Annotated in this window: 27 protein-coding genes; 14 read left to right on the forward strand and 13 right to left on the reverse strand. The window is 67.0% G+C overall.

The genetic code is table 11. The features are described 5' to 3' along the window. Positions 1-59 precede the first annotated feature (59 nt). The 3 genes from NV2_RS20450 to NV2_RS20460 all read left to right on the forward strand — a co-directional run bounded on the left by NV2_RS20450 (position 60) and on the right by NV2_RS20460 (position 3,699). A complete protein-coding gene (locus tag NV2_RS20450; RefSeq protein WP_067876821.1) occupies positions 60-932 on the forward strand; it encodes a 3-hydroxybutyryl-CoA dehydrogenase in 873 nt (290 codons plus the stop codon). A gap of 114 nt (positions 933-1,046) precedes the next feature. Beyond that, on the forward strand, positions 1,047-3,374 hold the full coding sequence (gene metE, locus NV2_RS20455; RefSeq protein ID WP_067876824.1) for a 5-methyltetrahydropteroyltriglutamate--homocysteine S-methyltransferase: 2,328 nt from the start codon (positions 1,047-1,049) through the stop codon (positions 3,372-3,374). Positions 3,375-3,501: 127 nt separating this feature from the next. After that, a complete protein-coding gene (locus NV2_RS20460; protein ID WP_067876827.1) occupies positions 3,502-3,699 on the forward strand; it encodes an antitoxin in 198 nt (65 codons plus the stop codon). A 109-nt stretch (positions 3,700-3,808) separates the two neighbouring features. On the opposite strand, the gene NV2_RS20465 is transcribed toward NV2_RS20460, so the two are convergent. After that, the gene (locus NV2_RS20465) at positions 3,809-4,861 is read right to left on the reverse strand and encodes an NAD(P)-dependent alcohol dehydrogenase (protein WP_067876830.1); all 1,053 of its coding nucleotides are present in this window, start codon (positions 4,859-4,861) and stop codon (positions 3,809-3,811) included. Between the two features lie 115 nt (positions 4,862-4,976). On the opposite strand from NV2_RS20465, the gene NV2_RS20470 reads away from it, so the two are divergent. After that, entirely contained in the window at positions 4,977-6,089 is a 1,113-nt protein-coding gene (locus NV2_RS20470) for a S1C family serine protease (RefSeq protein ID WP_084475172.1), read from the forward strand. On the opposite strand, the gene NV2_RS20475 is transcribed toward NV2_RS20470, so the two are convergent. The 6 genes from NV2_RS20475 to NV2_RS20500 all read right to left on the reverse strand — a co-directional run bounded on the left by NV2_RS20475 (position 6,090) and on the right by NV2_RS20500 (position 12,093). Further along, the gene (locus tag NV2_RS20475) at positions 6,090-6,653 is read right to left on the reverse strand and encodes a vitamin K epoxide reductase family protein (protein ID WP_067877093.1); all 564 of its coding nucleotides are present in this window, start codon (positions 6,651-6,653) and stop codon (positions 6,090-6,092) included. Beyond that, positions 6,653-7,438 carry a DsbA family protein gene (locus tag NV2_RS20480; RefSeq protein ID WP_245662707.1) on the reverse strand — a complete coding sequence of 262 codons (786 nt, stop codon included), beginning with the start codon at positions 7,436-7,438 and terminating at the stop codon, positions 6,653-6,655. The genes NV2_RS20475 and NV2_RS20480 overlap by 1 nt, the downstream gene beginning before the upstream one ends. Before the next feature lie 135 nt (positions 7,439-7,573). Next, entirely contained in the window at positions 7,574-8,287 is a 714-nt protein-coding gene (locus tag NV2_RS20485; protein WP_067876833.1) for an ESX secretion-associated protein EspG, read from the reverse strand. 242 nt (positions 8,288-8,529) lie between these two features. After that, complete coding sequence (locus NV2_RS20490) at positions 8,530-9,777, reverse strand: saccharopine dehydrogenase family protein (protein WP_067876836.1); 1,248 nt, start codon at positions 9,775-9,777, stop codon at positions 8,530-8,532. Between the two features lie 19 nt (positions 9,778-9,796). Next, positions 9,797-11,239 (reverse strand): ABC1 kinase family protein, encoded by a 1,443-nt coding sequence (locus NV2_RS20495; protein ID WP_067876838.1) that lies wholly within the window; start codon positions 11,237-11,239, stop codon positions 9,797-9,799. Between the two features lie 131 nt (positions 11,240-11,370). Beyond that, positions 11,371-12,093 (reverse strand): TetR/AcrR family transcriptional regulator, encoded by a 723-nt coding sequence (locus tag NV2_RS20500; RefSeq protein ID WP_067876840.1) that lies wholly within the window; start codon positions 12,091-12,093, stop codon positions 11,371-11,373. Between the two features lie 161 nt (positions 12,094-12,254). Between NV2_RS20500 and NV2_RS20505 the strand changes: the two genes are divergently transcribed. The 6 genes from NV2_RS20505 to NV2_RS20530 all read left to right on the forward strand — a co-directional run bounded on the left by NV2_RS20505 (position 12,255) and on the right by NV2_RS20530 (position 17,799). Next, a complete protein-coding gene (locus NV2_RS20505; RefSeq protein ID WP_084475189.1) occupies positions 12,255-13,646 on the forward strand; it encodes a DUF445 domain-containing protein in 1,392 nt (463 codons plus the stop codon). Between the two features lie 106 nt (positions 13,647-13,752). Beyond that, complete coding sequence (locus NV2_RS20510; RefSeq protein WP_067876843.1) at positions 13,753-14,328, forward strand: helix-turn-helix domain-containing protein; 576 nt, start codon at positions 13,753-13,755, stop codon at positions 14,326-14,328. Beyond that, on the forward strand, positions 14,325-15,110 hold the full coding sequence (locus tag NV2_RS20515) for a hypothetical protein (protein ID WP_067876848.1): 786 nt from the start codon (positions 14,325-14,327) through the stop codon (positions 15,108-15,110). Before NV2_RS20510 ends, NV2_RS20515 begins: the two co-directional genes overlap by 4 nt. 119 nt (positions 15,111-15,229) lie before the next feature. Continuing rightward, entirely contained in the window at positions 15,230-15,526 is a 297-nt protein-coding gene (locus NV2_RS20520) for a DUF2516 family protein (RefSeq protein WP_067876850.1), read from the forward strand. Positions 15,527-15,632: 106 nt separating this feature from the next. Then, on the forward strand, positions 15,633-16,664 hold the full coding sequence (locus NV2_RS20525) for an alpha/beta fold hydrolase (protein WP_067876853.1): 1,032 nt from the start codon (positions 15,633-15,635) through the stop codon (positions 16,662-16,664). 121 nt (positions 16,665-16,785) lie between these two features. Beyond that, positions 16,786-17,799: an alpha/beta fold hydrolase gene (locus NV2_RS20530; protein ID WP_067876856.1), complete on the forward strand. Its 1,014-nt coding sequence runs from the start codon at positions 16,786-16,788 to the stop codon at positions 17,797-17,799. A gap of 2 nt (positions 17,800-17,801) precedes the next feature. Here the strand turns inward: NV2_RS20530 and purU are convergent, their stop codons facing one another. After that, the gene (purU, locus tag NV2_RS20535) at positions 17,802-18,689 is read right to left on the reverse strand and encodes a formyltetrahydrofolate deformylase (RefSeq protein WP_067877102.1); all 888 of its coding nucleotides are present in this window, start codon (positions 18,687-18,689) and stop codon (positions 17,802-17,804) included. A 127-nt stretch (positions 18,690-18,816) separates the two neighbouring features. Between purU and deoC the strand changes: the two genes are divergently transcribed. Continuing rightward, entirely contained in the window at positions 18,817-19,479 is a 663-nt protein-coding gene (gene deoC / locus NV2_RS20540; RefSeq protein ID WP_067876858.1) for a deoxyribose-phosphate aldolase, read from the forward strand. Between the two features lie 12 nt (positions 19,480-19,491). Here deoC and NV2_RS20545 read toward each other — a convergent pair whose 3' ends face one another. After that, a complete protein-coding gene (locus NV2_RS20545) occupies positions 19,492-20,250 on the reverse strand; it encodes an LmeA family phospholipid-binding protein (RefSeq protein ID WP_084475176.1) in 759 nt (252 codons plus the stop codon). Positions 20,251-20,365: 115 nt separating this feature from the next. Between NV2_RS20545 and NV2_RS20550 the strand changes: the two genes are divergently transcribed. Further along, positions 20,366-20,989, forward strand: coding sequence for a hypothetical protein (locus NV2_RS20550; RefSeq protein ID WP_067876860.1), 624 nt, complete (start codon positions 20,366-20,368; stop codon positions 20,987-20,989). A gap of 12 nt (positions 20,990-21,001) precedes the next feature. On the opposite strand, the gene NV2_RS20555 is transcribed toward NV2_RS20550, so the two are convergent. From NV2_RS20555 to NV2_RS20565, 3 genes are all read right to left on the reverse strand, one after another. Then, entirely contained in the window at positions 21,002-21,769 is a 768-nt protein-coding gene (locus tag NV2_RS20555) for a methylase (RefSeq protein WP_067876861.1), read from the reverse strand. Next, the gene (locus tag NV2_RS20560; RefSeq protein WP_067876864.1) at positions 21,766-22,287 is read right to left on the reverse strand and encodes a DUF2505 domain-containing protein; all 522 of its coding nucleotides are present in this window, start codon (positions 22,285-22,287) and stop codon (positions 21,766-21,768) included. Before NV2_RS20560 ends, NV2_RS20555 begins: the two co-directional genes overlap by 4 nt. Before the next feature lie 64 nt (positions 22,288-22,351). Continuing rightward, positions 22,352-22,837: a DUF2505 domain-containing protein gene (locus NV2_RS20565; RefSeq protein WP_067876867.1), complete on the reverse strand. Its 486-nt coding sequence runs from the start codon at positions 22,835-22,837 to the stop codon at positions 22,352-22,354. Positions 22,838-22,863: 26 nt separating this feature from the next. Here NV2_RS20565 and NV2_RS20570 point away from each other — a divergent pair, with 26 nt between their 5' ends. Together NV2_RS20570 and NV2_RS20575 are read left to right on the forward strand one after the other, a co-directional pair. Further along, entirely contained in the window at positions 22,864-23,970 is a 1,107-nt protein-coding gene (locus tag NV2_RS20570; RefSeq protein WP_373863595.1) for a UDP-N-acetylmuramate dehydrogenase, read from the forward strand. Between the two features lie 64 nt (positions 23,971-24,034). Next, the gene (locus tag NV2_RS20575; RefSeq protein ID WP_067877111.1) at positions 24,035-25,270 is read left to right on the forward strand and encodes a L,D-transpeptidase; all 1,236 of its coding nucleotides are present in this window, start codon (positions 24,035-24,037) and stop codon (positions 25,268-25,270) included. Positions 25,271-25,301: 31 nt separating this feature from the next. Here the strand turns inward: NV2_RS20575 and NV2_RS20580 are convergent, their stop codons facing one another. Beyond that, the gene (locus tag NV2_RS20580; RefSeq protein ID WP_067876874.1) at positions 25,302-26,036 is read right to left on the reverse strand and encodes an SDR family NAD(P)-dependent oxidoreductase; all 735 of its coding nucleotides are present in this window, start codon (positions 26,034-26,036) and stop codon (positions 25,302-25,304) included. Positions 26,037-26,073: the final 37 nt, after the last annotated feature.

The following is a 26,073-nucleotide window of genomic DNA, read 5'->3' on the forward strand; positions in this document are numbered from 1 at the left end:
GACTGAAATTGGCACCTAGCCGCCCGCTAAAAATCGCGGGGAGGCGGAAGGAGTGGGACGTGAGCACTGAGAAGATTCAACGCGTCGGAGTCATCGGCGCCGGACAGATGGGCGCCGGAATCGCCGAGGTCTGTGCCCGGGCGCATGTCGATGTCCTCGTCTTCGAGCAGACCCGGGAGCTCGCCGCCGCCGGCCGCGCCCGCATCCTGCGTTCGCTCGATCGTGGCGTGAGCAGCGGCAAGATCACCGAGCGTGAGCGCGAACAGGCCGCCTGGCGTCTGCGCTTCACCTCCGACCTGGGCGATTTCGCCGATCGTCAGCTGGTCGTCGAGGCCGTTGTCGAAAGCGAAGAGGTCAAGACCGAGATCTTCCGCGAACTCGACAAGGTCGTCACCGACCCGGATGCGGTGCTGGCGTCGAACACCTCGTCCATTCCGATCATGAAGATCGCGGTGGCCACCGAGAACCCGGAGCGGGTCGTGGGCATGCACTTCTTCAATCCGGTGCCGGTGCTGCCGCTGATCGAGCTCGTCACCACTCTCAAGACCAGCGAAGCGGTCTCGGCTCGCGCCGAAGCCTTTGCCGGCGAAGTGCTCGGCAAGCAGGTCGTGCGCTCCTCGGACCGCTCCGGCTTCGTGGTCAATGCATTGCTGGTGCCGTACCTGCTCTCGGCCATCCGCATGGTCGAATCCGGGTTCGCGACCAAGGAAGACGTCGACAAGGCCATGGTGCTCGGCTGTGCCCACCCGATGGGCCCGTTGGCACTGACCGACCTCGTCGGTCTCGACACGGTCAAGTCCATCGCCGACTCCATGTACACCGAATTCAAGGAGCCGCTGTACTCGGCGCCGCCGCTGCTGATGCGCATGGTCGAGGCGGGACTGCTGGGCAAGAAGACCGGAACCGGCTTCTACCAGTACAACCGCGGGTGAGCCGAGCGCCACATCCAACCAAGGGACCCGCCGGATATCCGGCGGGTACCAACCGTTACCGGGCATAAGCTGCACGAGGGTCCTGCGACCGCAGCTCGAAAGGGAGTCCCGCTCATGGTCAACGTCACCGACGGTTTCGGATCGAGCATCCTGGGTTACCCGCGGATCGGTCCGCATCGGGAACTCAAGCGCGCACTGGAGTCCTATTGGCGTGGTGCGCTCTCACGCGAGGAACTGCTCGCTGTGGGACGCGATATCCAGGACACCCAGTTCTCCGAGCTGGCAGCTTCGGGGCTCACCCAGGTACCGGGGAACACCTTCTCCTTCTACGACCACATTCTCGACAACGCGCTGCTGTTCGGTGCCGTCCCCAAGCGGTTCGAGCCCTACCGCGACGAGCTGCATCCGCTGGACTTCTATTTCCTGATGGCGCGCGGCCGCCCGGATCTGCCGCCGCTGGAGCTGGTTCGCTTCTTCGGCACCAACTACCACTACCGCCAGCCCGAGCTGGACGCCGAGACCGAGTTCTCGCTGCATCCGGAGGCGCTGCTGGAGGAATGGGACCGGGCGATGGCGCGCGGGATCGAACAGCGGCCGGTGGTGCTCGGCCCGTTGTCGCTGCTGCTGCTGTCCAAGGCCGGTCAGGTGCCGGGCAAGGCCGAATTCGATCAGCTGACGCTGCTGGACAAGCTGTTGCCGGTCTACGAACAGCTGCTCGAGATCCTGGCCAAGCGCGGCGCCACCTGTGTGCAGTTCGACGAGCCCTGTTTCACCGCGGAACGCAGTGCCGAGGAACTGGCCGCGTTCGAATCCGCGTATCGGCGGCTGTCCACGGCGCCGCTGCGACCGCGGCTGCTGGTCACCGGGCAGTACGGCGATTTCGGTGAGGCCGTGCGGATTTTGGCCGGTACCGCCGTGGAGGCGATCGGATTGGATCTGGCCGGCTACCGGATCCGGCCCGAGGAGCTGGCCGCCATCCCCGGCATCAAACGCAAGCGGCTCTACGCCGGCGTGATCAGCGGCACCAATGTGTGGCGCGCCGACCGCCGGGTCACTCTCGACTATCTGCACGCACTGTCGAAGGTGTGTCCGGACCTGGTGGTGTCTACCGGCACCACATTGCTGCATGTGCCGTACGACCTGCTGGTCGAATACGATATCGACGGGAATGTCGCCGACCGTCTCGCCTTCGCGAAACAGAAGGTGCTCGAGGTGGTTTCGCTGGCGAAGGCGCTCACCGAGGTGCGTCGGGGCGGGTCCGGGGGCGAAACCGCGGAAAAGTGGGCGAAGCGGCCCGCGGCGGTCCATTTCAAGCAGAAGCATGCGGTGCGGCAACGGGTGTACGCCGTCACGCCACAGATGCGCGAGCGTGAACCCTATGCGGTGCGGGCCCAGGCGCAACGCGAGCGACTGAATCTTCCGCTCGTCCCGGCGACGACACTCGGCTCCTTCCCGCAGACTGATTCGGTGCGCCAGGCGCGCTACGAACTGGGGGAGGGGCGCCTGTCCTACGCGGAATACCGCAAGCGGATCGAGGCCGAGATCGAGTCCACCATCCGGTTGCAGGAGGACATCGGCCTGGATGTGTTCGTGCACGGTGAGCACGAGCGCAACGACATGATCCAGTACTTCGCCGAACTGCTGGACGGATTCGCGACCACGCACTTCGGGTGGGTGCAGGTCTACGGTTCGCGCTGTGTGCGTCCGCCGATCATCTACGGCGACGTCTCCCGGCCGAAGCCGATGTCGGTGGAGTGGACCACCTACGCGCAATCGCTCACCGACAAGCCGGTGAAGGGTATCGTGACCGGTCCGGTGACGATGGTCGCCCGTTCGTTCGTGCGTCAGGATCAGCCGCTCTACGAGACCGCCGACCAGGTGGCGCTGGCGATTCGCGACGAACTCGCCGATCTGGAGTCCGCGGGGGTCGCGATCATCCAGGTGGACGAGCCGGCAGTGCGGGAACTGTTACCGTTGCGCCCCGACGGGCGTACCGAATATCTGCGCTGGGCGGTCAACGCCTTCCGGCTGGCGACCTCCGGGGTGCGGCCCGATACCCAGATCCACACTCACATCGCCTATTCGGGTCGCGCCGAAATCGTGCGCGCCATCGAGGAACTCGACGCCGATGTGACCGCCATCGTCGCTACCCGCTCGCTGGGATGGGTGCTCGGAGCACTGGCCGAGGACGTGGAGCGGGGGCACGGCCTGAGTCACGGTGTGGGCCCGGGGGTGTACGAGAGCCGTTCGGCTCGTATCCCGGATATCGACGAGATCGACGAATTGCTCACCGCGGCAGCCGAAGCCGTTACTCCACAGCGCTTGTGGGCCAACCCCGACGGCGGTTTGAAAACACGGCACCATTGGCAGCTGGATCCGTCGCTGCGCAATATGGTGGCCGCCGCCCGCCGGGTGCGCCGCCGCGCCGACCGATCGGACTGATCGAACCCTGGTGGCCCGCAATCGGAATCATCCGGTTGCGGGCCACTCGCATCCGTAATTGCGGGATATTCACCGCATTCGGGTGCGCTAGCCTACGGGTACTGTTTCGAGATCAGGAGAACCGATCATGGGTATGTTCGACCAACTCAAGGATGCAGCCGGCAAGGCCGCCGATCTGGCTGCCAAGAATGCCGACAAGCTCGACCCGGCGATCGAGAAGGTCGGCGACATGGTCGACAAGCAGACCGGTGGCAAGTTCGAGAAGCAGGTTGATGCGGCACAGCAGGTCGCCAAGAAGGCGCTGCGTGAGCAATCCGGGAAGTAGCGACCCGGAAATCGCCCGAGCGGTATGACGGCGAAGGTCGCCTCCGGTTCAGGAGGCGACCTTCGCCCTGTTCGACAGCGTTGTCCGGGCGCCCGGCTGAGGCGGCGGCTCACATGGTGGCGGCGTCGATGACGAACCGGTACCGCACATCGCTGGCGATCACCCGCTCGTAGGCATCGTCGATCCGGTCGGCGGAGATGACCTCGATCTCCGCGCCGATCCCGTGTTCGGCGCAGAAGTCCAGCATCTCCTGGGTTTGCGGGATGCCGCCGATATTGGAACCGGCCACCGAGCGTCGCGCGGCCGTGAGGCTGAACGGCCGCACCACCAGCGGATTCTCCGGCAGGCCCAGCATCACCAGGGTGCCGTCGAGCTTCAGCAGCCGCAGGTAGGTGTCGATGGGCAGATCCGCGGAGACGGTGTTGATGATCAGATCGAAGCGGCCCCGCAGATCGCGGAAGATCTGCCGATCATCGGTGGCGTAATAGTGGTGGGCACCGAAGCGCTTGCCGTCGTCCTGCTTGCTCAGCGAATGGCTCAGCACCGTCACCTCGGCGCCCATCGCCGCGGCGATCTTCACGCCCACATGACCCAGCCCGCCCATGCCGATGATCGCGACCCGCTTACCGGGCCCGGCATTCCAGTGCCGCAGTGGCGAGAACAGCGTGACGCCCGCGCACAGCAGCGGTGCGGCCTCGTCGAGCCCGATACCCTCCGGAATACCGACCACGAACCCCTCGGTGACCACGATCCGGGTGGAGTATCCGCCCAGGGTATGGCCGCCGGGCTGTAGCTCCTCGGCGACGGTCGTGTTGTAGGTCATGGTGGCGCCGCGCTCGCAGTACTGCTGATCGCCGAATACGCAGGGTTCGCACTCACCGCACGAATCCACCATGCAGCCCACCCCGACCCGGTCACCGACCTGGTACTTGGTTACCTGCGAGCCGACCGCGGCTACCAGTCCGGCGATCTCGTGGCCGGGCACACACGGGTATTTCGTGCCGCGCCATTCATTGCGGGCGGTGTGGATGTCGGAGTGGCAGATGCCGGCGTACTTGATATCGATCAGGACGTCGTGCGGGCCGAGCTCGCGGCGCTCGATGGTGGTCTTGGTGAACCGGCCGTCGGGTGCGGACACGGAATACGCGGCAGCTGTGGTCATGCGTTCATGCCTACCCCCGCATGGATCCCGGCGCAAATGCGCGAACACGGTGAGATTTGGTACACATAAAAGTACAACCGTGCCGGGGTGCCGGCGTACGGAATCGGGAGCGGCGATGGACGACCATCATCCGGGGCAGGATCCGCGTCCGGCTCGTGGCGGCTGCCTGTCCACGTTCGCTTTCGTCCTCGTCATGGCCATGGTGGGTACGGTCTTCCTCGGCTACCACGGGGATCTGCCGCGGTGGGCGGTGCCTTCGGGATACACCTCGTCGTCGCTGTTCGGACCTCCGTTACCGCCGCTGGATGCCACGGCGGTGGCCGCCGCGGTCGAGCCGGAACTGGTCAATGTCAATGTCTCGATCCGCCCGAGCGGGTTGGGTGCGGCCGGCTCGGGCATCGTGCTCGGTGCGGCCGGGGAGATTCTCACCAGTCATCACGTCGTGAAGGGCGCGGACACCATCACGGTCGGCGATCTGGGCAACGGTGAGCACTATCCGGCCACCGTGCTCGGCTACGACTCCGAGGAGGACATCGCGCTGTTGTCGTTGTCGACCGCGGGGTCGTTGGACGTGGCCCGGATCGGCAGCTCGGCCGGTGTACGAGTGGGAGATCAGGTGCTCGCGATCGGTAATGCCGGCGGCACCGGGTCACCCACCGCGACCCCCGGGGTGGTCACCGCGCTGAACGCCTCGATCGTGGCTCGTGACACCGCCGACCTCACACGTAAGGCGCTGATCGGCATGATCGAGGTGGCCGCGCCGGTGGTGGCCGGCCAATCCGGCGGTGCGCTGGTCGACCGGTCCGGGGCGGTTGTCGGGGTGATCACCGCGGCCTCCGGGGATTCGACCCACCGGGACGGACAAGGCAGTGGATATGCGGTGCCGATCGACCGGGCGCTGACCGTGGTGCGCCGGATCCGCGCCGGGATCGCGACCGATACCGTGCACATCGGCCCGACCGCGACGTTGGGCGTGCTGGTTTCCGATGCGCAGCCGAGCGGGGCGCGAGTGGATGTGGCCATCTACGGTCAACCGGCGTCCGGGGCGGGGCTGACCTCGGGGGAGATCATCGTCGCGCTGGACGGGCAGGAAGTGACTTCGGCGCAGACCTTGAAGGCGGCGTTGAATCAGCGTAAGCCGCGCGATGTGGTGCATCTGGACCTGCTCGAACCCGGCGGCGCCCACCGGCAAGTGGCCGTAACCCTCGCCAGTGGGCCGCCGAACTGATCAGAACAGAGACAGCCAGTAGTCCTGGAACTTCAGGAACACCAGCAGCAGCACCACCGCGTAGTAGACGACCACCACGGTCCAGCGCCACTGGGCGATGATCCCCGCGATGCCGCGCGCACCACCCCACAGGTGATCGACGACAACCGCCAGGCAGATCGGCGTGATCGTCCACACCACCATGCAGTACGGGCACAGCGCGCCGATCCGGTACAGGCTCTGGAAGATCAACCAGAAGATGAAGCCCATGCCCGCGACCAGGCCGATCCCGAGTCCGCCCCAGAACCAGCGCGGTAGCCCGACCCCGGCGACAGCGAGTACCGCGATGGTGACCGCCACCGAGAAACCCACCGCGCCGATGATCGGATTCGGGAATCCGAAGACCGAGGCCTGATCGGTGGCCATCACCGAACCGCACGACAGCACCGGGTTGATACTGCACGAAGGCCGATACGAGGGGTCCTTCAGAAGCTTGAAGTCCTCGATCGTCAGTGCCAGTGCCGACAGCCACCCCAGCAGGGTGGCGGCGAGCAGGAGCCACGCGGGCCGCGGACGGGCGGTGATCACTGGGCCGCGGCCGCGATCGCGCTACGCAGTCCGTCGGGCTGCATCAGTTCCTGCGAGCTCTTGATCTGCTTGTCGTTGACGTACACGGTCGGCGTGGACTGGATGCCGCTGTTCATCACGTCCTTGGTGACCTTCTGTATGTACTTGTCGTACTTCACGGAAGTGATGCACTCGGCGACGGCCGGATCGGTGTAGCCCGCGGCTTGCGCGATCTGCACGATCTGCTCGTCGGGCAGGCCGGTGCCGTTCTCCGGCGGCTGCTGCTCGTACATCGAGCTCAGCCAGGGCAGGAACTTGGTTGGATCGGATTCTGCGACGCAGTAGGCGGCGTTGGCGCCACGTGTGGAGTAGCGGGTGCCGCCGGACGCGTTGTCGAGGAACGCGATGATGTTGTAGCGCACGCTCGCGGCGCCCGAGTTGACGGCATCCTCGATGGCCTTGCCGTTGGCTCCCTCGAACATCTTGCAGGCGGGACACTGCAGGTCGGCGACAACATGGATGTCCGCCTTGGCGCCGGGCTTGCCGATCTTGATCTCACCCTTGTCGGTGATGGATGCGGTCACCGCGTCCGGCGCGGCCGGTTGGGCGGCGATCGACGGCACCGGGCCGACGTCGTTCTTGTCCGACTGCTTGACCGCGATACTGATGCCGATGGCCGCGATGAGCGCGATCAGCACGGCTGCGACACCCACCTGAATCAGGATCGTGCGGGTGCGATCTCCACCCCGCACCGCCGTCAGCGAGTTCTTCCCACGCGGATTCTTGCTCACCTCGGAGTTCACCACGCCTTTCCTGTGTGTCGTGTGGACGTACGACGTCTGTATCGAATGGACGTAGGACGCCGATGCCGCATGCGATGGTACGGGCCCTCATGATTCCCGGTGAACCTGAGAGATCCCCGAGACTTGCCGACCCGGTCAGCAGATACCGGCCATCAGCATGAGCTGTGCGGCGAATTCGGCGTCGTCGACGGGCGTCAGCGCCAGTTCGGCGGCGGTGACCAGGAGGTACCGCCCGTCGTCGGTGAAATCCAGCCAGGTGCGGTGCCGAGTCGGCGGTGACATCGGATTATCGGGTGCAACGGTGACGGTGACGAAGCCGCGCCCGTCGACCGGGGAACGCAATTTGCGGCGGAAGCGTGCAGCACCGCGCTTCGCCCCGGCCGTGATCTTGCCCTCGGTGTGCCCGTCGCCGGTGCCCAGCACCGCACGCTGCGGTTCGCGCATGCCCGCGGTGCTGCCCGCCGGTGCCGTACCGATCTCGGCCACCAGGCGTTCCCCGAGGCCGCGGGCGTGACAGCCGGTGACCGTCACCGCCTCGGGACGCGCGATCAGGACGACCGCATGCTGATGCACCACGGCGGCGAAGAGGAGGATCTGCTCCGGTTCGCCGGCCGTACGGCGTTGTCCGGACAGCGTGATGACGGTGGCGTCGGGCCGGGTGCACAGCAGCATGGCCGCGGTCAGGTCCGGATCGGTGTTGCGGGCGTAGCGAGACCGCAGCCGCTGGGGTTCGGGCCCGGTGTCCGCGGTGGTTTCCGCAATCATGTTCAACGGGTAGGGCGGGCGGTCGACCTCGGTCTCGGTGGCCCAGACGTGGGCGAACTCCTCGGGGGTCAGTACCCACTTCACTACGGATGCCCCCCGCCTCGACGCGGTGGCGGCGCAGTGGTGGCATGCGGAACGCGGTAGCCGTACGTGGCGAGGCCGGGGTGGTGCACCTCGACGAACCCCTTCCGCAACGAACGTCTCCGCGGCGAGCGTACCGGAGCCGGCCCGATGTGTGGATTACGGCGGTGTACACCGGACCGGCACCGAGAGGTGTATTCCGCTGTGGCGGCACCCGTTTCGCTTGCCTCGGCCTCGGGCCGTGATCAGGTACGTTCGACCTCGATCGTCAGTCCGGCGGTGCGCAGGCGGTCGGTCAGCGGATCGCCCATGGCCGACGCCGGAGTGAGAATGCCGGATAACTCCGGTAATTCGTCGAAGGCGAGACATAATCCCGCCTCGCCCAGCATGAGGGAAGTGGCCTGGTAGCCCGGGTCGCCCTGTCCGGCGAAGGTGCCGCGGTACTTCGCGCCCGAGGTGGTGGCGGCGAAGGTCTGCATGCTGAACCAGCCGTTGCTGCGGGCACGTTCACTCGGTCCGGTGCCCGGTTTGGGCAGGATGCGATCGAGTACCTTCCGCCCCGCCGACAGCCGGGACAGCAGCGCTCCGGCCGCCAGGGTGGTGACGATGCCGCCGGCCACACCCGCGGCGACCAACGGTGCGGTGGCCGAGTTGCCGACCCCCATCACCTCGCGGTAGCGGAAGTTCTTGCCGTACACCCAGCCCAGCAGGGCATTGCTGCGCCGCACCACCTTGGTGTTGTGCGCGGCCATCACGAAGGTGGTGACCCAGCCGTCGAGGCTGGGGTCGATGGCCGATGCCCGCGACAGCGCCTGATCGGATTGCCGGCCGACGTCGGGTTCCATCGCGGTGTCGGGGCTCAGCGAATACGGATGTGACAGAACCGACCCCTTGGCCGGATCGGTGGCGACCGCCTCCATCATGGCCCGCCCGGAATCGATGGTGCCGCCACTGGCGCCGCCCTTGAACCGCGCGATCAGGGTGGTGTCGGTGAGTTCGCCGGTGTTGTCCTCGACCGAGCGCCGATAGATCCGGTACACGCTCAGATCCGACGGGATCGAGTCGTAGCCACACGAATTGACGATCTTCGCGCCGGTTTCGGTGGCGCGCTCCCCGAATCGATCCATGCATTCGCGGATGAACAGCGGCTCACCGGTCAGATCGGCATAGTGCGTGCCCGCGTTCGCACACGCCTGGGCCAGCGGCAAACCGTAGCGTAGATACGGTCCGACGGTGGTGACCACGACCTTGGTCCGGGCCGCGAGCGCATCGAGGGCGACCTGGTCGGAGGAGTCGGCGACCAGCAGTGGCCAGATCGCGGCCGCGCCGGAGAGTTCGTCGCGGACCGCGGTCAGCTTCTCCGGTGACCGGCCCGCCAGCGCGATGCGGGCGCCGTCGGGGGCGGCTGCGGCGAGGTAGCGAGCCGTCAGCCTGCCGACGAATCCCGTCGCGCCGAACAGCACGAGGTCGAATTCCCTGTCTGCCATACCCATCCCATCTGTGGCGGCCTGATTACCGAGTGCCGGAACGCTTCGTGCCGGAAGACTTGCCGCGTGCCGGCGAACGGGCGGGGACGGCCGGCAGGCCGCGCCGGGCGAGCCACGCGTGGTGCGCCTTGCCCAGCTCGGTGACCGGTGGGTCACCGTAGAGCCATTCCCGCGCGATCCGGTGCCAGTTCGCGGTAGCTTCCAACTGGCCGAGTACCCCGAATGTGAGGAAATCCGCACGCCGGGAGAACAGATGTTCCGGCGGCAGGTTCTGCTGCTTCATCCCGGCGTATTCGGCCGTGCGGGGATCGACGGCCAGGACGAAGGCGCCACTGGCCAGTTCGGGGGTGATGGTCAGGTCCTGATCGATCAGTGCCCATTCACATGCTGCCAGTACGTACTCCAGGCAGTCCGCGGCGGTGATCTCCTCCGGAGATTCGATGATGCCGTGGTCGATCATCATCTCGCGCAGGTCGTCGGCTCGGTCCTCGGCCGCCGCGCGGATGCAGGCCGCCTCGAAACGGACATGCTCGGGGTCCATCCGGTGGAACAACCCGAAATCCAGGAAGGCGACCCGCCCGTCGTCGCCGAGCAGCAGGTTGCCCGGATGCGGGTCGCCACAGAACTCGTCGAAGGTGAACAGCGAGCCGACGTAGAAGCGGTAGACGATCTCCCCGACCCGATCGCGTTCGGCCTGCGGCAGCTGCCGCACCGCATCGAATCCGCGTCCCGGAAAATACTCGCTGACCAGGACGTGTGCACTCGACAGCTCCGGCATGGTGGCCGGTACCACGAGGAACGGGTGGTCGGCGAACAGTTCGGCGACATAGCGCTGGGTTCGCGCCTCGGCGATGTAGTCGAGTTCGCTCTCCAGATTCAGCCGCAACTCGTCGAGTACCGCGGGCGTCACCCACGGCATCGCGGTGTGCAGGACGCGCCGGAACATGGTCAGGTTCTTCAGATCGGCACGGACCGCGGCATCGATACCCGGGTACTGCACCTTGACCGCGACCCGGCGTCCGTCGTGCAGCCGGGCCCGATAGACCTGACCGATCGAGGCGGCCGCGATCGGCTCGGGCTCGAATTCGGCGAACATCTCCGCGAGTGGGCGGCCGAAATCGTTCTCGATCACCGCGCGCATGGTGTCGAAGGTGACCGTGGGGGCACTGTCGCGCAGCACCGCCAGCCGCTGCTGGAACCGTTCGCGGTGTTCGGGCGGCACCAGATCCAGGTCCAGTACCGACAGCATCTGGCCGAGCTTCATGGCCACGCCCTTCATGGTGCCCAGCACCATGACCATCTGCTCGGTCGAGCGCAGCATGGATTCTTCGGACATGCGGGCGCGGACTGCGTCGGAGCGGCCGCGCATGGAGCGCCGGGCCTGTTGGGCGCGAAGGACGTTGCCGGCGACGGCGACACCCAACGTGGTTCCTCGCGCCAGACGCGACGTGGGCAGCTCTTTCGCCATCGATGACCTCCGTCGGTACGGCAACCGCGGGCGACCTCCCCGCCTCGGCCGGTCCTCAGCCTAGCCAAGCACGGGCCCGGTGGCCGGGTATGCGGAGAACCGGCTGCCGCGGATATGGAGATCCGGTGGCGTCAGCTCGGGTCGGGAGTGGGGAGTTCGTGTGGGACGGTGTTGAACTTCTCCGGCGAGCCGCCGGCGCGGACCATGCCTTCGATGGCGCTCCAGACCATCATCGCCATATGGTCGAGCATCCGTTCGGCGGACATCGAACGGTTGCTGATCCACCAGTCGGTCGCCAGTTGCACACCGCCGACGATGACGTAGGAGTACAGCATCACACCTTCGGTGTCGATGCCGCGGTCGAAGGCTTTGGTCTGGACCACGACCGAGACCACGTCGGCGAACAGTTTCTCGAAATCGGCGAGCGAGGACTGGTCGGTGGTCGAACCGTTGCCCATGATGAAGCGGTAGACCTCGATATCGGCCTCGACGGTGCGCACATAGGCGGCGAGAGTGTTGCGGACCAACTGGTATTCGTCGGCGTCGTCGCTGATGGCCTCGTAGATGCGGGGCATCAGAGTGGTCTCGATGAACCGCTCCATGGTGGCGCGCGTGAGGTCGGACTTGTCGGAGAAATACCGGTACAGAACCGTCTTCGAGACACCGATTTCCGCGGCGATCTCGTCCATGCCCGCATCGCCGCCACGGGTGCGGATAGCGGCCAGGGTGCCGTCGACGAGTTCTTCCCGGCGGTCGATCTTGTGCTGATGCCAGCGGCGCTTGCGACCGTCCACCCGGCCGGGACGCACCGCGGGCGTGTCGACGGCAGCGCTCGCGGCACGATGTGTGGTCATGCTCGAGTGGACTCCTCGATCCGGGAATGGGGCACCACCAGCTTAAGACCTTCGTCGGCGCGATGTTTGCGGGTTCGCCGAGCCGGACCGTGCGGGCGGCGGCCGGCGCGGGTGAGCGGGGGCACGGTGGCTCACTCGAATTTCGGGACCAGAATGGCTGTATGGAGCACTCTCCCGGTAACGGCCCCGTTCTCACGCAGGCCGACGCCAAGCCCGAGTCCGGGCCGGAAGTGGGAAATACCACACGTTCGCCGGCTCGTCACAGGCCCGAATCGACCTCGTCGTTCGCCGATCTGATGGACGAATCCGGGAAGCGGCGCGATCTGCGCAAGATGAAGATGGTCGCGACCGGATTCCTGGTGGCGGCGACGATCGTCTATCTGATCTGTTGCTGGCTCGGTTCGCGCGATATCGGCTCCGGCTGGGTCGGCTACGTGCGGGCGGCCTCGGAGGCCGGCATGGTCGGTGCTCTGGCCGACTGGTTCGCGGTGACCGCGCTGTTCCGGCATCCGCTGGGACTGCCGATTCCGCACACCGCCATCATCCGCAAGAAGAAGGACCAACTCGGTACCAGCCTGGGTGATTTCGTACGCACCAACTTTCTGTCGCCCGAAACCGTTGCTGCCAAGGTGAATTCGGCGCAGATCTCGCTGCGGCTGGGCACCTGGATGGCCGACCGGGAGCATGCCGCGCGGGTGTCGGAGGAGTCCTCGACGATCCTGCGGGCGGTGATCGGCGCGTTGCGTGACGAGGATGTCGAGCAGGTCATCGACCAGACGATCGTCACCCGGATCGCGGAACCGCAGTGGGGTCCACCGATCGGCCGTGTGCTGACCGAACTGCTGTCGGAGAACCGCCAGGCGCCGCTGCTGGATCTGCTGGCCGAACGCGCGCACCAGTGGGCACTGGCCAGTCAGGAGACCATCGACCGCATCGTGATGCGGGATGCGCCGTCGTGGGCGCCGAAATTCGCCAACGTCCTGCTCTCGGAGAAAATCTATCGGGAGTTGGTGGAATTCACCTGGAAGATCCGTTCGCAGCCCGATCACGAGGTGCGGATGGCGATCAACGGCTTCCTGGAGGATTTCGCCCGCGATCTGCAATACGACGAGGCGATGATCCTCAAGGCGGAGCGCGTCAAGGCCGAACTCATGGGTCGCGAGGAAATCACCGGAATGGCGCATGCGACCTGGCGGGTGGCGAAGCGGATGATTCTCGAATCGGCCGATGATCCGGAGAGCACTCTCCGTCGCAAGATCGCCGAGAATGTGCAGCAGTTGGGGCAGCGTCTCGTCGACGAACCGAATTCGAGAAAACAAGTGGACGCTTGGGTTGAAAGGGGCGTCCGATATCTCGTCGCCAACTACGGTTCCGAGATCGCGACGCTGATCAGCGATACGGTTGCCCGGTGGGATGCAGATGAGGCGAGTCGCAAGATCGAATTGCAGGCAGGCCGGGATCTGCAATTCATCCGGATCAACGGAACAGTGGTCGGATCGCTTGCCGGGCTGGTGATCTACGCGGTTTCGCATGCGTTGTTCCCGGGCTTTTGATGCCGGCGTGCCGGATATTTGCCGTAATGGTGCTAGCAGAGTGCTTGCAAGAGTTAGCACCCTCATTTAGAATCGACCGTACAACCGCCGGAAGGTGAGCAGTGTGATGGCACAGGAACCAGAGGTTCCAGGAGTTTCCGACGAGCGGGCGGGCCGTGTAGCCAATGCGGCCCACGACATCGGAGGCTTCATCCGGGCGCAGCGCGAGGCCGCACAGGTCTCGTTGCGTCAGCTCGCCGCACTGGCGGGGGTGAGCAATCCGTATCTGAGTCAGATCGAGCGCGGATTGCGTAACCCGTCCGCCGAGGTGCTCACGCAGATCGCCAAGGGTCTGCGAATGTCCTCGGAGGTCTTGTACGTCCGGGCCGGCTTCCTCGAACAGAGGGCGCACAGCCCGGTCCGGGACGCGCTGCTGGCCGATACCGAGATCTCGGAGCGGCAGAAGCAGGTGCTCCTGGACATCTACGAATCGTTCCGCCGGGAAAACGGGGGGAACGACATCGGAGGGGACGTCTCGGAAGCCGCAACGGAGGCCGCAGCGGGGGGTGCTGGGGTTTCCGGAGTTGCCGGTCCTTCCGAGGGCAGCGTTCCCGGGGGGAGCAGGAGGGACAACGAGGTTCCGCACCATGCCACCGATGGCACGACCGAAGTTCCGCCACGCCAGGAGAGCGAAACACCATGACCCAGGCCAACATCATTGTGACCAAACCGATCTACGCGACCGTCGGAGCCGGTGACGCGCTCTACGAAGCGGTCAACGGCATCGTCGACCGGGTGCGCGACCGCACGAACGTCGATGTGAACTCCCGTGTCGAAGAGGCGCGCGAGCGGTTGTCGAACATTCCCGCCGATGTACAGGACCAGATCGACGCGTTGCGCGGTCGGCTGTCCGGGCTGCCGTCGGATCTGCCCGACGACCTGGCCGAGCTGCGTGACCGGTTCACCCCGGACGAGTTCCGCCGCACGGTCGACCAGTACTACCGCCAGTTGCTGGATCTGTACTCGGATCTGGCCGTGCGTGGTGAGGAGACCGTCGATCGGCTGCGGACCAATCCGGGCTTCGACGAGCGCTTCGACAAGGTCGAGGACATCTACAGCGATGTCGTCACACGCGCCGAAGACGTGCTGAACCGGGTTTCCGATCAGGCTCGTGGCCTGCTGGGCCGTGAGGACGAAGGCGCCGTCGATATCGAGAGTGTGGTGGGGTCCGGTCTCGCCGACGAGTCCGCGCGCACTGCCGGGCCCGTGGGCCCGGTTCCGGATGCTGTTGCCGAGCCCGCCGCGGTCGTCGACGCCGAAGTGATCGCGGTGAACGCCGAGGATGCCGAGCGGCCGGCGCCTTCCGCGGCGCAGGCGCCCGCCGAGCCGGCCGCGAAGGCCGAGTCGGCACCGGCGAAGAAGGCCCCCGCCAAGAAGGCTCCGGCCAAATCTGCCGCCAAGAAGACCACTCCGGCCAAGAAGTAACTCGGTCGCGAGAACAGAGCCGGCCGAGGGGTCATCCGGGTTCGTGATGTGCGATCCGGGTGTACCGGACAAATGCCACGCCCGCATGCGCGCTGTCGCATGCGGGCGTTGCTTCTATCATGGGTGCTGTGTACCAGCTGACGAACGGAATCCTGTGGGTGCTGTGGCTCGCCGCCATGGCTGGAACAATCTTCGCTCTGGTGCATGCGGTACGCCAGCGCAAGGACGCCTTCCCCGCGGTCGACAAACTCACCAAACCCATCTGGGTCTCGATCCTGGCGGTTGCGCTGGGGCTGCTGGTGGTGGCCGGTACGGCGGTCGGGCTGCTCGGCATCATCTCGGTCGTCGCCACGGGTATCTATCTGGCCGATGTGCGCCCGAAGGTCGATGAGATCCAGCGCGGTCCGCGCTGGTAGGTGTCGGCAGGTCGCGCCCGACGGGGGTCTGTTCGGCGCGCTCGCGATGACAAGCGACACTCGTGACAGTTACCGTATCTGTAGGTAACACACAAAGGAGTGTCCCATGCAGGCAACGCTGCCCGCTGCGGTGGCCCGCATCGCGGATCGAATTCGCGACGTGTCGGCCCGTCACCGCGCTGCCCTGCGCACCCGGTCCTACGATCTGCCGGCGTTGAATCCGCCCACCGCACCCCGCGAGGTGTCCTGGGTGACCGCTTCCGACGGTGCCCGGCTGCGGGTGCACAGCTACGGCCCCGCCGATGGCGAGGCGATCGTGCTGGTGCACGGCTGGACCTGCTGCATCGAATATTGGAATCCCCAGATCAACGCCTTCGCCGACGACTATCGCGTGATCGCCTACGACCTGCGTGGTCACGGTGGCAGCGATCCCGGTACCGCGGCGCTGACCACCGATCTACTGGCCGACGATCTCGCGGCCGTGCTGGACGCCACGCTGCATCCGAGACAGCGCGCGGTTCTGGTCGGGCACAGTCTGGGCGGGATGACCGTTCAGGCCTGGGCCGAACGCTACCGGGATCAGGTCGCCGCCCGCGCCGACGCGGTGGTGCTGGCGAATACCGCCTCCGGAGATCTGATCGCCGAAACCACGGTCGTGCCCCGGTTCAACCGCGGTCCGCTGGCGCTGCCGTTCCCGATCGGCCGCCTCGGTCTCGGCATGCCGCTGGTGTTCCCGCCGATCGAGCCGGTGAAATGGGTCTTCCGGCACCAGATCATGAGTGCGGCCGCCACCGGGCCGGTGGTGGACTTCGCGCTGGCGATCGTGCGGTCCTGTCCGAGCGCGGTGCGTTCGCGGTTCGGTTTCCTGCTGGCCGATCTGGCCCTGCAGAGCTGTACCCGTTGCCTGACCGTGCCCACCACGGTGGTCGCCGGCACCGCGGACGATATGACCCCGCCGGTGCATTCGCGGCGGCTGGCGGAGGTGTTGCGCTCGGTGGGCTCGTTGCGGGAACTGGTGGAACTGCCGGTCGGTCACCTCGGCACCGTCGAGGCGTACGAAGCGTTCAACGACGTGCTCACGGGGGTCCTCGACGACGCGCGCGCCACCTCCCGTGCGGCGCGTGATGCCAGCGCGTGACCACGTCTCGAGCTGTCGGGGCTCCGTGCAAACCGGACGAAATTCTAGAGTGCTTGCACTAGCAAGCACTCTGTTAGCGCGGTAACGTGCGGTGGGACACAATGGTGTGCAAGGAGTGCTCATGCTGGTGAACCTGCCCGACAACGTTGCCGACCTGCTGACCGGCGCAGGTGCGCTGACCGGCGGCTACCGTGCGACCTTGCGTTCGCGCAGCTACCGCACCGCCGAACTGAACCCGGTGCCGGACCCCGAGGTCGTCCCGGTCACCACCGCCGATGGTGCCCGGCTGCGTGTGCATGCCTACGGCCCGCCCGACGGCGATGTGATCGTCTTCGTCCACGGCTGGGCCTGCTGCCTCGAGTACTGGAACCCGCAGATCCACGCCTTCGCACGTGATCACCGGGTGATCGCCTTCGATCAGCGCGGCCACGGCGCCAGCACCCTGGGCAGGTGCCGGTTCGATGCCGAACAGCTCGCTGACGACCTGGCCGCTGTGCTGGACGCGGCCGTGCCCGCCGGCCGTAAGGCGGTGCTGGTCGGCCACAGCATGGGTGGGATCACCATTCAAGCCTGGGCGAAATTCCATCCGGACCAGGTGCAGCAGCGTGCGAGTGCGGCCCTGCTGGCGACCACCGCCGCAGGCGATATCGCCGTCGAGACCCGGGTGCTGCCGTTGTTCAACGACATCATTCCCGCGCCCGCATGGCTCGGGCGCGCGGTGTTCGGGCGACCGGTGCCGTTCCCGGCCGGGGCACCGGTGCGCGGAATATTCAAGGCACGCCTGATGAATCGGCACGCCACCGCGGATCAGGTCGATTTCGGACTTTCCATCGCGCGGTCCTGCCGTCCGCTGGTGCGCGCGAAATTCGCCCTGGCACTGATCGACCTCGAAATTCACGGCGCGGCGGCGAATCTGCGGATTCCGACCACCGTCGTCGCCGGTGCCTACGACAAACTGCTGCCGGAGAGTATGTCGCGGGGCATCGCCGACGAACTGGCGGCGCAAGGCCATCTGGATCGCTACACCGTGCTGGCCACCGGCCATCTGGCGAACCTCGAGGCCGCGCCGGAGTTCAACGCCGAGGTGCGCCGCCTCGTGGAAATCTCGCGGTACGGTCGCCGCGCCGCCGGGTGAGATCAGGAGAAGACCACGGTTCGGCGCCCGTGCACCAGCACCCGTCCCTCCAGATGCCAGCGCAATCCCCGGGCCAGCACCACGCGTTCGATGTCTCGGCCTTGGCGCACCATGTCGTGCACGGTGTCGGCGTGGTCGATGCGGGTGACATCCTGTTCGATGATCGGCCCGGCATCCAGGTCCGCGGTGACGTAGTGACAGGTCGCGCCGATCAGCTTCACCCCGCGCGCGAAGGCCTGATGATAGGGCCGCGCACCCACGAACGAGGGCAGGAAGCTGTGGTGGATATTGATCGCGCGCCCGGCCCAGTGCTCACACAGGTGTGCCGGCAGGACCTGCATGAACCGCGCCAATACCACTGTGTCCGGCGCGTAGGAGTCGGTCAGTTCGCGCACCTGCTCGAACGCCGGGCCGCGTTCGGCCGGATCGGCGGGAAACGGCACATGGTGGAAGGGGATGCCGTGTGCCCGGGTCATCTCCCCGAGGTCGGGATGGTTGCCGATCACGGCCTCGATGGTTGCGGGGAGCTCCCCGACGGCCGCGCGGCCGAGCAGATCGTGCAGGCAGTGCCCGTCGCGGCTGACCAGTAGTACGGCCCGCCGCCGGCTGCCGGAATCCAGCAGCTGCCACTCGGTCTGCGGACCCAGTTCGCCGGCCACCGCGGCGAAGCGCCGGCGCAGTTCGTCGAGGTCGAACGGCACGGTCCCGGCCGCGATCGCCTGCCGGGTGAAGAACCAGCCGGAGTCGGCGTCGGAGTGATACCCGGCCTCCACGATCGAACCACCGAACTCCGCGATGAACGAGGTGATGCGGGCGATGATGCCCGGCCGGTCGGGGCAGCCCAGGCTCAGCACGAAACGACGATCATCCGCTGACGCAGTACCACTCATGCCGACGATCCTCCCAGGTCGCGACCACTGCACCGACGCCGCCCGGTGGGCCGTGCCCGGAACCGGCCCGGACTGCGCGAATTCGGACACGGGATGCTCGTCGTGGCCTGTGCCAGACTGTGTGCCCATGGCCGACACCCTCACCCGTGACCGGGTCGCATCGATGATCGATCACACCCTGCTCGCCCCCGAGGCCACGCCCGACGACGTCGCCGCCACGGTCGCGCAGGCGCGGCGACTGGGCGTGTACGCGGTCTGTCTGTCGCCGTCCGCGCTGCCGGTGCGGGCGCCCGGGCTCGTGGTCGCCACCGTCGCGGGCTTTCCGTCCGGCAAACATCATTCGCTGGTGAAGGGCGCCGAGGCCCGCTTCGCGGTCGAACAGGGCGCCGCCGAGGTGGACATGGTCATCGACATCGGGGCCGCGGTGGCCGGGGACTACAACGCGGTGCTGTCCGACATCGTCACCGTGCGGGAGGCGGTCGAGGAACGGGTGGTGCTGAAGGTGATCCTGGAATCGGCCGCCCTGTCCGACACCGCGATCGTCGAGGTGTGCCGCGCCGCCGAACGCGCGGGCGCCGACTTCGTCAAAACGTCCACCGGATTCCATCCCGCGGGCGGCGCCGAGGTGCGGGCTGTGCGGCTGATGGCCGATACCGTGGGCGGGCGGCTCGGAATCAAGGCCAGCGGCGGTATCCGTACCGCGGCGGCCGCGGCCGAACTCGTCGCCGCCGGCGCGACCCGCTTGGGCCTGTCCCGGTCCGCCGACGTGCTCGCCGGCTTTCCCGAGTAGATCAGTGCCGGTTCAGCACCGGGCTTCGCCGCTACCACCGGGCAGTGTGGTCGCCCCGCCGCGCAGCGCCACCTCGATGCCCTTGTCGGTGACCTTCACCTCGCTGGGCTGCAGTCCCATCGGGTAGGTCTGCAAGCTCTCGGTCATCGCCTGCACGATCCCGTCGACCAGATCGGTCGGCAGCCCCATGCCGAACAATTGCGCCGATTCGGTGGTGACCTCGATCTTCCCGTTCACGATCTGCGGCTTCACCTGCAGGGCGGCCAGACCACCGAGGACCTGCGCGCGCAGGGTGCCGCTCGCGGGATCCGACTCCACGCCCGACACCAGGCCCGACATCGTTTTCGCGATGCCCTCGTTGCTCCAGGTGGCGTCCGCGGAGCTGCTGCCCACATTCGCGCCGCCGCGGCCGCCGTCGATCAACTGGATGTCGTTCAGCCGGGCGTGGACCTTCATATCCACGGCGGGGCCGAAGTTCGTATCGTCGCTGTCGACGGTGACGTACTGGACCCGATGATCCACGGCGGTGAGCAGCAGTGGCTTCGGGCCGAATCCGACGTCGACCTTGGAACCCAGTTCCTGTTCGACCTGAGAGGCGATGCACCGCTCGTTCTTGTGCCGGACATATGTTTCGGCACCGACCGCTGTCCCGACCAAGGCGAGCACGACGACCAGTGCGACGATCAGCGCAATCCGGCGGCCGTTGCGGCGCTTCGGCGGGCCCGCCGGAACGGGCGCGGGCGCCGCGGTGTCTGCTGGGTGCGAACTCATGGCAACGATTCTTCCCGAGTTTTCTGAGCCGGTTCTGTGGAGTCGGTGAGGTTTGTCATGCAGTGCGGTCTCGAATAGTGACTTACCGCACATGGGTGCAGCGTAATCTTGGTACATGTCCGCGCACGGTGCTGGAGGACCCGGGGGTGCGAACCGGCCCCGGGATTTCGAACAGGGCTGGTGGGTGCTGCGGCAACTCGCCGACCGGCACGCCGGATACTTCACCACGCGCCTGGTGCTGCGCGCCCGATGCGAACAGCGGATTCGTGCAGCTCTCGCCGAGGGCTCGGTGGTTCGCGCGGGTGTGGGCATCCTGCGCATGGCCGACTGGCCCGACGGCCCGCTGGACGAGTACGCGATGTGGTCGGCATGGTTCGACGGTGCGGCCGCGGTCTCGCACCACAGCGCAGCCGAACTGTTCGGCCTGGGCCGCTTGCGTCCGCGCTATCTGCATCTGTCCGCGCGGGCGGGACGCGCACCCGGTGCGCCCCGACTGGTGGTGTTGCGCCGCGAATTACGCGGTGACGACGTGGAATCGGCCGGGGCGTTCCTGGTGACGACGCCGGTGCGCACCGTTCTCGATCTCGCCGAAACGGGCATCTCGCAAGGGGCGCTGGACGAAGTGGTCGCCGACGCGGTCGCGATCCATCGGTGCCTACCGGACGACATCGGTGCCGCCGGGCGAAATCTCACACCGCATGCGGCCGCGCGGGTCCGGCGCGCGCTGGCCGCGGTGTGATCGGCCGACGAATCAGGCCGGCTCGACACACTCCCACGGCACCGACAGCACACAGTCGCGCATCCGCCGCCGATAGGTCCGCACCGGAAAACCCTGCTCGCGCAACAGATCCGCCGCTACCCGCCAGCGCACCCGCGGGCCATACGCGGCCATCGGCGCCGCATACGCCCAGGCGCGATCGGCGGCAGTGAGCAGCGTATGCACCCGTTCGCCGGGAATATTGCGGTGTATCAACGCTTTCGGCAGCCGTTCGGCGATGTCGGAGGGCTTCGTCACCGTGAACGGATCCCAGGCCAGAGTGAGCGAGAGCGGACCCGTGCGGTCCAGCAGCACCCAGGCACAGCGGCGTCCCAGCTCATCGCAGGTGCCTTCGAGCAGTAAGCCATCGGGGGTCAGTCCCGCCAGGATGGTCGTCCAGGCCTGCGGCACCCGGCTCTCCTCGTACTGGCGCAGCACGTTGAACGCTCGCACGAGCACCGGACGCAGGCCCGCCAGTTCGAATCCGCCGCGGGCGAACCGCACGCCGTCTCGATCGGGAACCACACGGTCCGGATCGATCTCCAGTCCGGCCACCCGGACATCGGGACGCACCCGTCGTAGCCGTCCCGCGAGTTCCATGGTCGTGACCGGGCTCGCACCGTAACCGAGATCGACCACCAGCGGATCGTCGGCGGCACGCAGCCGCTCGAGCACCAGCGGGTCGTGGCACAGCCAGCGATCACTGCGGCGCAGCCTGTTGATACCGGTCGTACCCCGGGTGACCGTGCCCAGTGGCTTCATCTCGACGCGGTCGGGTGCTGTTCTTCCAGCCACTGCTGGGTGAATTCAGCCTCCGCGCGGAACAGATCCACGAGGTTGATCAACATCATCTGCTCGAGTTTCGGGCCGAGGATCGGAATGAACACCTTCGCCACCGGCGAGGTGCGCAAGGTGGCGCCGGTCTCGGTGGGGAACAGGCGCATGGTGCCGTCGAGGGTGCCGGGACCGCCCGGAATCGACGCGGTGAACGTGCCCTCGACCTCGGGTCCGAGCGGGCCGTAGCTCTCCTTACGGGTGATCACCAGATCCTTGCGCATCACCGTCTGCGCGATCTCGGGCAGCATGTCACGCGGCAGCAGGTGCCGGACCTCGAGCTCGATTCCGTTCGCGTCCGCCCGCAACTCGACCACTTCGTTGGGGGAGTGCTTACGCATTTCCTCCATCCGCGCATCCCAGTAGGAGCGGCTGGACAGGGCCCGGTACACCTGTTCGGCGGTGTGCAGCGGAAAGCGAGCTGAGTAGTCGAGTCGGCGCACCATGAGGGATCAGGTTACTGGGCGGCGCCGCAACGCCCGCCGGTTGCCCGCGTCTCGATCGACGGAATCAGTGGTTGCTGATCCAGGCGTTGGTGAACTCGGTTTCCGAGGCCAGCAATTCGAGCAGCTTCTCGGCCACCACGGCCTCGATCTTCTTACCGAACAGCGGCACCGCGACCTCCACGGAACCCTCGGCGACGCCCTGCGAGCCGGTGTCGTCGCCGGTCATGGTGACGGTGCCGCGCACCGTTGCCGGTGCACCCTCCACATGGGCTTCGAAGCTGCCCGCCAGGCCCGCGTAGGTCTCGGTGCGCGGAATGATCAGATCGCCGGGGCGCACCGAGGTGATGGCGCTGGGAAGTTCCGAGGCGGGAATGGTTTGCACCATCTCCGCGCGCAGCCGATCGCCGTCGGCGCTGAACGAGAGCAGTCGCGCACCGGGGCCGCCGACCTCCTCGATGCGGTCCTTCCAGTACTGCTCCTCGGCCAGCGCAGCACGCACCGCGGCGGCGGGATGCGTGTAGTGGGCTGTGTACGCCAGGGGTGTCGCCATGGTGGGACAGGCTACCGTCTTGCGGTGTGCAGACATCTCGAGTGGTGGCATTCGACAACGTGCGTGAGTTGCTGAGTTCGACCGGCGCGCAGGTGCGTGCCGGCGTATCGCTGGCCGGGCTGACCACGCTGCGGGTCGGCGGTCCGGCGACGGTCGCGGACTGCACCACCACCGCGGCGCTCGTCGCGACCGTCCGGGCGCTGGACAGCGCCGGAATTCCGGTGTTGCTGCTGGCCGGGGGCTCCAATCTGCTGATCGCCGATCGTGGCTTCGACGGCGTGGTGGTGCGCATCGCCACCGATGCGGTCGAGTTCGGCGCCGACCACGTGCTGGCCGAGGCGGGGGCGCCGTGGGACGGAGTTGTCGCGGCGGCGGTCGCGGCCGGATTCGGCGGGCTGGAATGCCTGTCCGGGATACCAGGGTCGGCGGGGGCGACGCCGGTGCAGAACGTCGGTGCCTACGGCGTCGAGGTGGCGCAGTTGCTGCGGCGGGTGCAGCTACTCGACCGGGCCAGTGGGGATATTCGCTGGGCCGCCCCGGCGGAGCTCGGTTTCGGCTATCGCACCTCGATGCTGAAGCATTCCGACCAGGCAGTGGTGCTGGCCGTGGAGCTCGCACTGAACCCGGACGGCGCCAGTGCACCGCTGCGCTACGGCGAACTGGCCCGCACCCTCGGCGCCGATGCGGGCGATACCCGCCCGGCGGCCGCGGTCCGCGAGGCGGTGCTCCGGTTGCGCGCGGGCAAGGGCATGGTGCTCGACGCCGCCGACCACGACACCTGGAGCGCCGGATCCTTCTTCACCAACCCCGTGGTTCCGCACGAACGGGTACCCGAGGTGACCGCCGCGATCCGCAAATATGTGGGGGATATCACTATCGTGACCTATCCCGCTGAAAACGGGGTGAAATTCTCGGCCGGCTGGTTGATCGAACACGCCGGTTTCGGCAAAGGATTCCCTGGTCCGGACTCTGTAGTCCGGTTGTCGACCAAACACACTCTGGCCCTCACGAACAGGGGTTCGGCCGGCGCCGCGGACCTGGTCGAACTGGCGCGGACCGTGCGCGCGGGAGTGGAACAGCGCTTCGGAATCCGGCTCGAACCCGAACCCGTCACAGTGGGCGTGCAGCTCTAGACAGTGGCCGACCCCACCATCCAGCGGTCTGGCGGTGTCACTGCTGGACGGTAGATTCGCGGAAGTGAACATTCGAGGAGTGACCGGCCGCCGAGCTGTTCTGGTCGGGGCAGGTCAGTTGGCGGTGGCCGCAGCGGTGGTCGGATGTTCCGACGGCGGCGGGTCGTCCGAGCCGAAGGAGTCCGAGCCGGTCGCGAAGGTGACGCTCGAGCCCGGCAACGGCGCCGAGAACGTCAACCCGACCACACCGATCTCCGTCACGGTGGCCAAGGGACGAATCAACCAGGTGACGCTGACCAACCCGGACGGTAAGCAGGTCGCCGGGCAGCTCGCGCCCGGAAATACCGCCTTCACGGTCAACGAGCCGCTCGGTTACGGCGCCACCTACACCTGGGCCGGCACCGCGGTCGGCACCGACGGCAAGACCGTGCAGATCGACGGGAAGTTCAGCACGCTGGCGCCGAATCAGGTCGTGTCGGCCACCATCAATATCGGCGACGGCCAGGAGGTCGGCATCGCAGCGCCGATCATCCTGCAGTTCAAGAAGCATGTCGAGAACAAAGAGGCCGTCGAGAAGGCGCTGAAGGTCACCACCACTCCCGAGACCGAGGGCGGCTGGGGGTGGCTGCCCGACGAGAACGGTGGGTCCCGGGCGCACTGGCGGCCGCGTGAATACTGGGCGCCGGGCACCGCGGTGACTTTCTCGGCCAAGCTGTACGGCCTGGAATTGAGCGAGGGTGATTACGGCAACTCCGACCTGACCTCGCAGTTCGCCATCGGCCGCCGCCAGGTCGTGCAGGGGAACGCGCCCACTCACCGTGTCCAGGTGGTCCGCGACGGTTCCACGCTGTTCGATTTCCCGTGCAGCTACGGCGAGGGCAACGAGCCGCGCAACGTCACTCGCTCGGGTATCCACGTGGTGACCGAGAAGTACGAGGATTTCATGATGTCGAATCCGCCGTTCTACGAGAATGTCCGCGAACGGTGGGCGGTACGCATCTCCAACAACGGTGAATTCATCCATGCCAACCCGGAATCATCGGGTGCGCAAGGAAATACGAATGTCACCAACGGCTGCATCAACCTGAGCAACAGTGACGCGCAGCAGTACTTCCCGACGGCCATGTACGGCGACCCGGTCGAGGTGACGGGGACCTCCATCGCACTGTCCGCCGCCGACGGCGACATCTACGACTGGACCATCGACTGGGACACCTGGAAGACCTTGTCTGCCATCAAGGGCGAACCGGCACCGGTGGTGTCGGCGACCCCGGTGCCGCCGGGCCCCGCCGGCGGGTAACCGAGGCGGGGTTCCGGGAAACGTCCGTCGCTCAGCTGCGTCGGGCGAAACGGCCCGCGCCGGCCTGGTCTCGCGGGCGAACGACGATGGTGTCCAGATCGACGTGGGGCGGGCGGCTCGCGACGAAGCCGATGATTTCCGCGATATCGGAGGCCACCAGCGGGTCGATGCCCTGGTAGACCTTGGCTGCTCGTTCCTCGTCGCCGCCGAAACGCACCAGCGAGAACTCGGTCTCCACCGCACCCGGCGCGATCTCGGTGAGGCGCACCGGCTTGCCCAGCAGTTCGCTGCGCAGCGTGCGGTGCAGAACGCCCTGCGCATGTTTGGCGGAGGTGTAACCGGACCCGTTGTCGTAGGTTTCGAACGCGGCGACCGAGGTGACGGTGACGATCAGCCCGTCACCGGAGTCGATCAGCTTCGGCAGCAGCGCCTTGGTGAGCCGCACCGTGCCCAGTACGTTGGTCTCCCACATCCAGCGCCAGTCGTCGAGATCGGCCTCGGCTACCGGGGCCAGCCCCTTCGCCCCACCGGCGTTGTTCACCAGCACGTCGACCCGCTCCACCGCCTCGGTGAATGCCCGGACCGAATCCTCGTCGGTGACATCCAGTGCGACAGCGGTCCCGCCGATCTCGTCGGCCAACTCTCGCAACCGCTCCACCCGACGTGCCCCCACATAGACGTGGTAGCCCTGTTCGGCCAGCTCACGAGCGGTGGCTGCACCGATACCCGAGCTTGCTCCGGTGACAACAGCGTGACGAGTGCTCATGCTGCGAGCCTAGCGGGGAGCGAGGGCAGGCCCGGCC

It is taken from the genome of Nocardia vermiculata NBRC 100427 (assembly GCF_001613265.1).
Classification (GTDB): Bacteria; Actinomycetota; Actinomycetes; order Mycobacteriales; family Mycobacteriaceae; genus Nocardia; species Nocardia vermiculata.

Bases quoted from the DNA above. Each gene is read 5' to 3' on its own strand.
- metE (WP_067876824.1), top strand. From the start codon at position 1,047: ATGGTCAACGTCACCGACGGTTTCGGATCGAGCATCCTGGGTTACCCG.
- NV2_RS20460 (WP_067876827.1), top strand. From the start codon at position 3,502: ATGGGTATGTTCGACCAACTCAAGGATGCAGCCGGCAAGGCCGCCGAT.
- NV2_RS20465 (WP_067876830.1), bottom strand. From the start codon at position 4,861: ATGACCACAGCTGCCGCGTATTCCGTGTCCGCACCCGACGGCCGGTTC.
- NV2_RS20470 (WP_084475172.1), top strand. From the start codon at position 4,977: ATGGACGACCATCATCCGGGGCAGGATCCGCGTCCGGCTCGTGGCGGC.
- NV2_RS20490 (WP_067876836.1), bottom strand. From the start codon at position 9,777: ATGGGTATGGCAGACAGGGAATTCGACCTCGTGCTGTTCGGCGCGACG.
- NV2_RS20495 (WP_067876838.1), bottom strand. From the start codon at position 11,239: ATGGCGAAAGAGCTGCCCACGTCGCGTCTGGCGCGAGGAACCACGTTG.
- NV2_RS20500 (WP_067876840.1), bottom strand. From the start codon at position 12,093: ATGACCACACATCGTGCCGCGAGCGCTGCCGTCGACACGCCCGCGGTG.
- NV2_RS20505 (WP_084475189.1), top strand. From the start codon at position 12,255: ATGGAGCACTCTCCCGGTAACGGCCCCGTTCTCACGCAGGCCGACGCC.
- NV2_RS20510 (WP_067876843.1), top strand. From the start codon at position 13,753: ATGGCACAGGAACCAGAGGTTCCAGGAGTTTCCGACGAGCGGGCGGGC.
- NV2_RS20515 (WP_067876848.1), top strand. From the start codon at position 14,325: ATGACCCAGGCCAACATCATTGTGACCAAACCGATCTACGCGACCGTC.
- NV2_RS20520 (WP_067876850.1), top strand. From the start codon at position 15,230: ATGGGTGCTGTGTACCAGCTGACGAACGGAATCCTGTGGGTGCTGTGG.
- NV2_RS20525 (WP_067876853.1), top strand. From the start codon at position 15,633: ATGCAGGCAACGCTGCCCGCTGCGGTGGCCCGCATCGCGGATCGAATT.
- NV2_RS20530 (WP_067876856.1), top strand. From the start codon at position 16,786: ATGCTGGTGAACCTGCCCGACAACGTTGCCGACCTGCTGACCGGCGCA.
- purU (WP_067877102.1), bottom strand. From the start codon at position 18,689: ATGAGTGGTACTGCGTCAGCGGATGATCGTCGTTTCGTGCTGAGCCTG.
- deoC (WP_067876858.1), top strand. From the start codon at position 18,817: ATGGCCGACACCCTCACCCGTGACCGGGTCGCATCGATGATCGATCAC.
- NV2_RS20545 (WP_084475176.1), bottom strand. From the start codon at position 20,250: ATGAGTTCGCACCCAGCAGACACCGCGGCGCCCGCGCCCGTTCCGGCG.
- NV2_RS20550 (WP_067876860.1), top strand. From the start codon at position 20,366: ATGTCCGCGCACGGTGCTGGAGGACCCGGGGGTGCGAACCGGCCCCGG.
- NV2_RS20555 (WP_067876861.1), bottom strand. From the start codon at position 21,769: ATGAAGCCACTGGGCACGGTCACCCGGGGTACGACCGGTATCAACAGG.
- NV2_RS20560 (WP_067876864.1), bottom strand. From the start codon at position 22,287: ATGGTGCGCCGACTCGACTACTCAGCTCGCTTTCCGCTGCACACCGCC.
- NV2_RS20565 (WP_067876867.1), bottom strand. From the start codon at position 22,837: ATGGCGACACCCCTGGCGTACACAGCCCACTACACGCATCCCGCCGCC.
- NV2_RS20580 (WP_067876874.1), bottom strand. From the start codon at position 26,036: ATGAGCACTCGTCACGCTGTTGTCACCGGAGCAAGCTCGGGTATCGGT.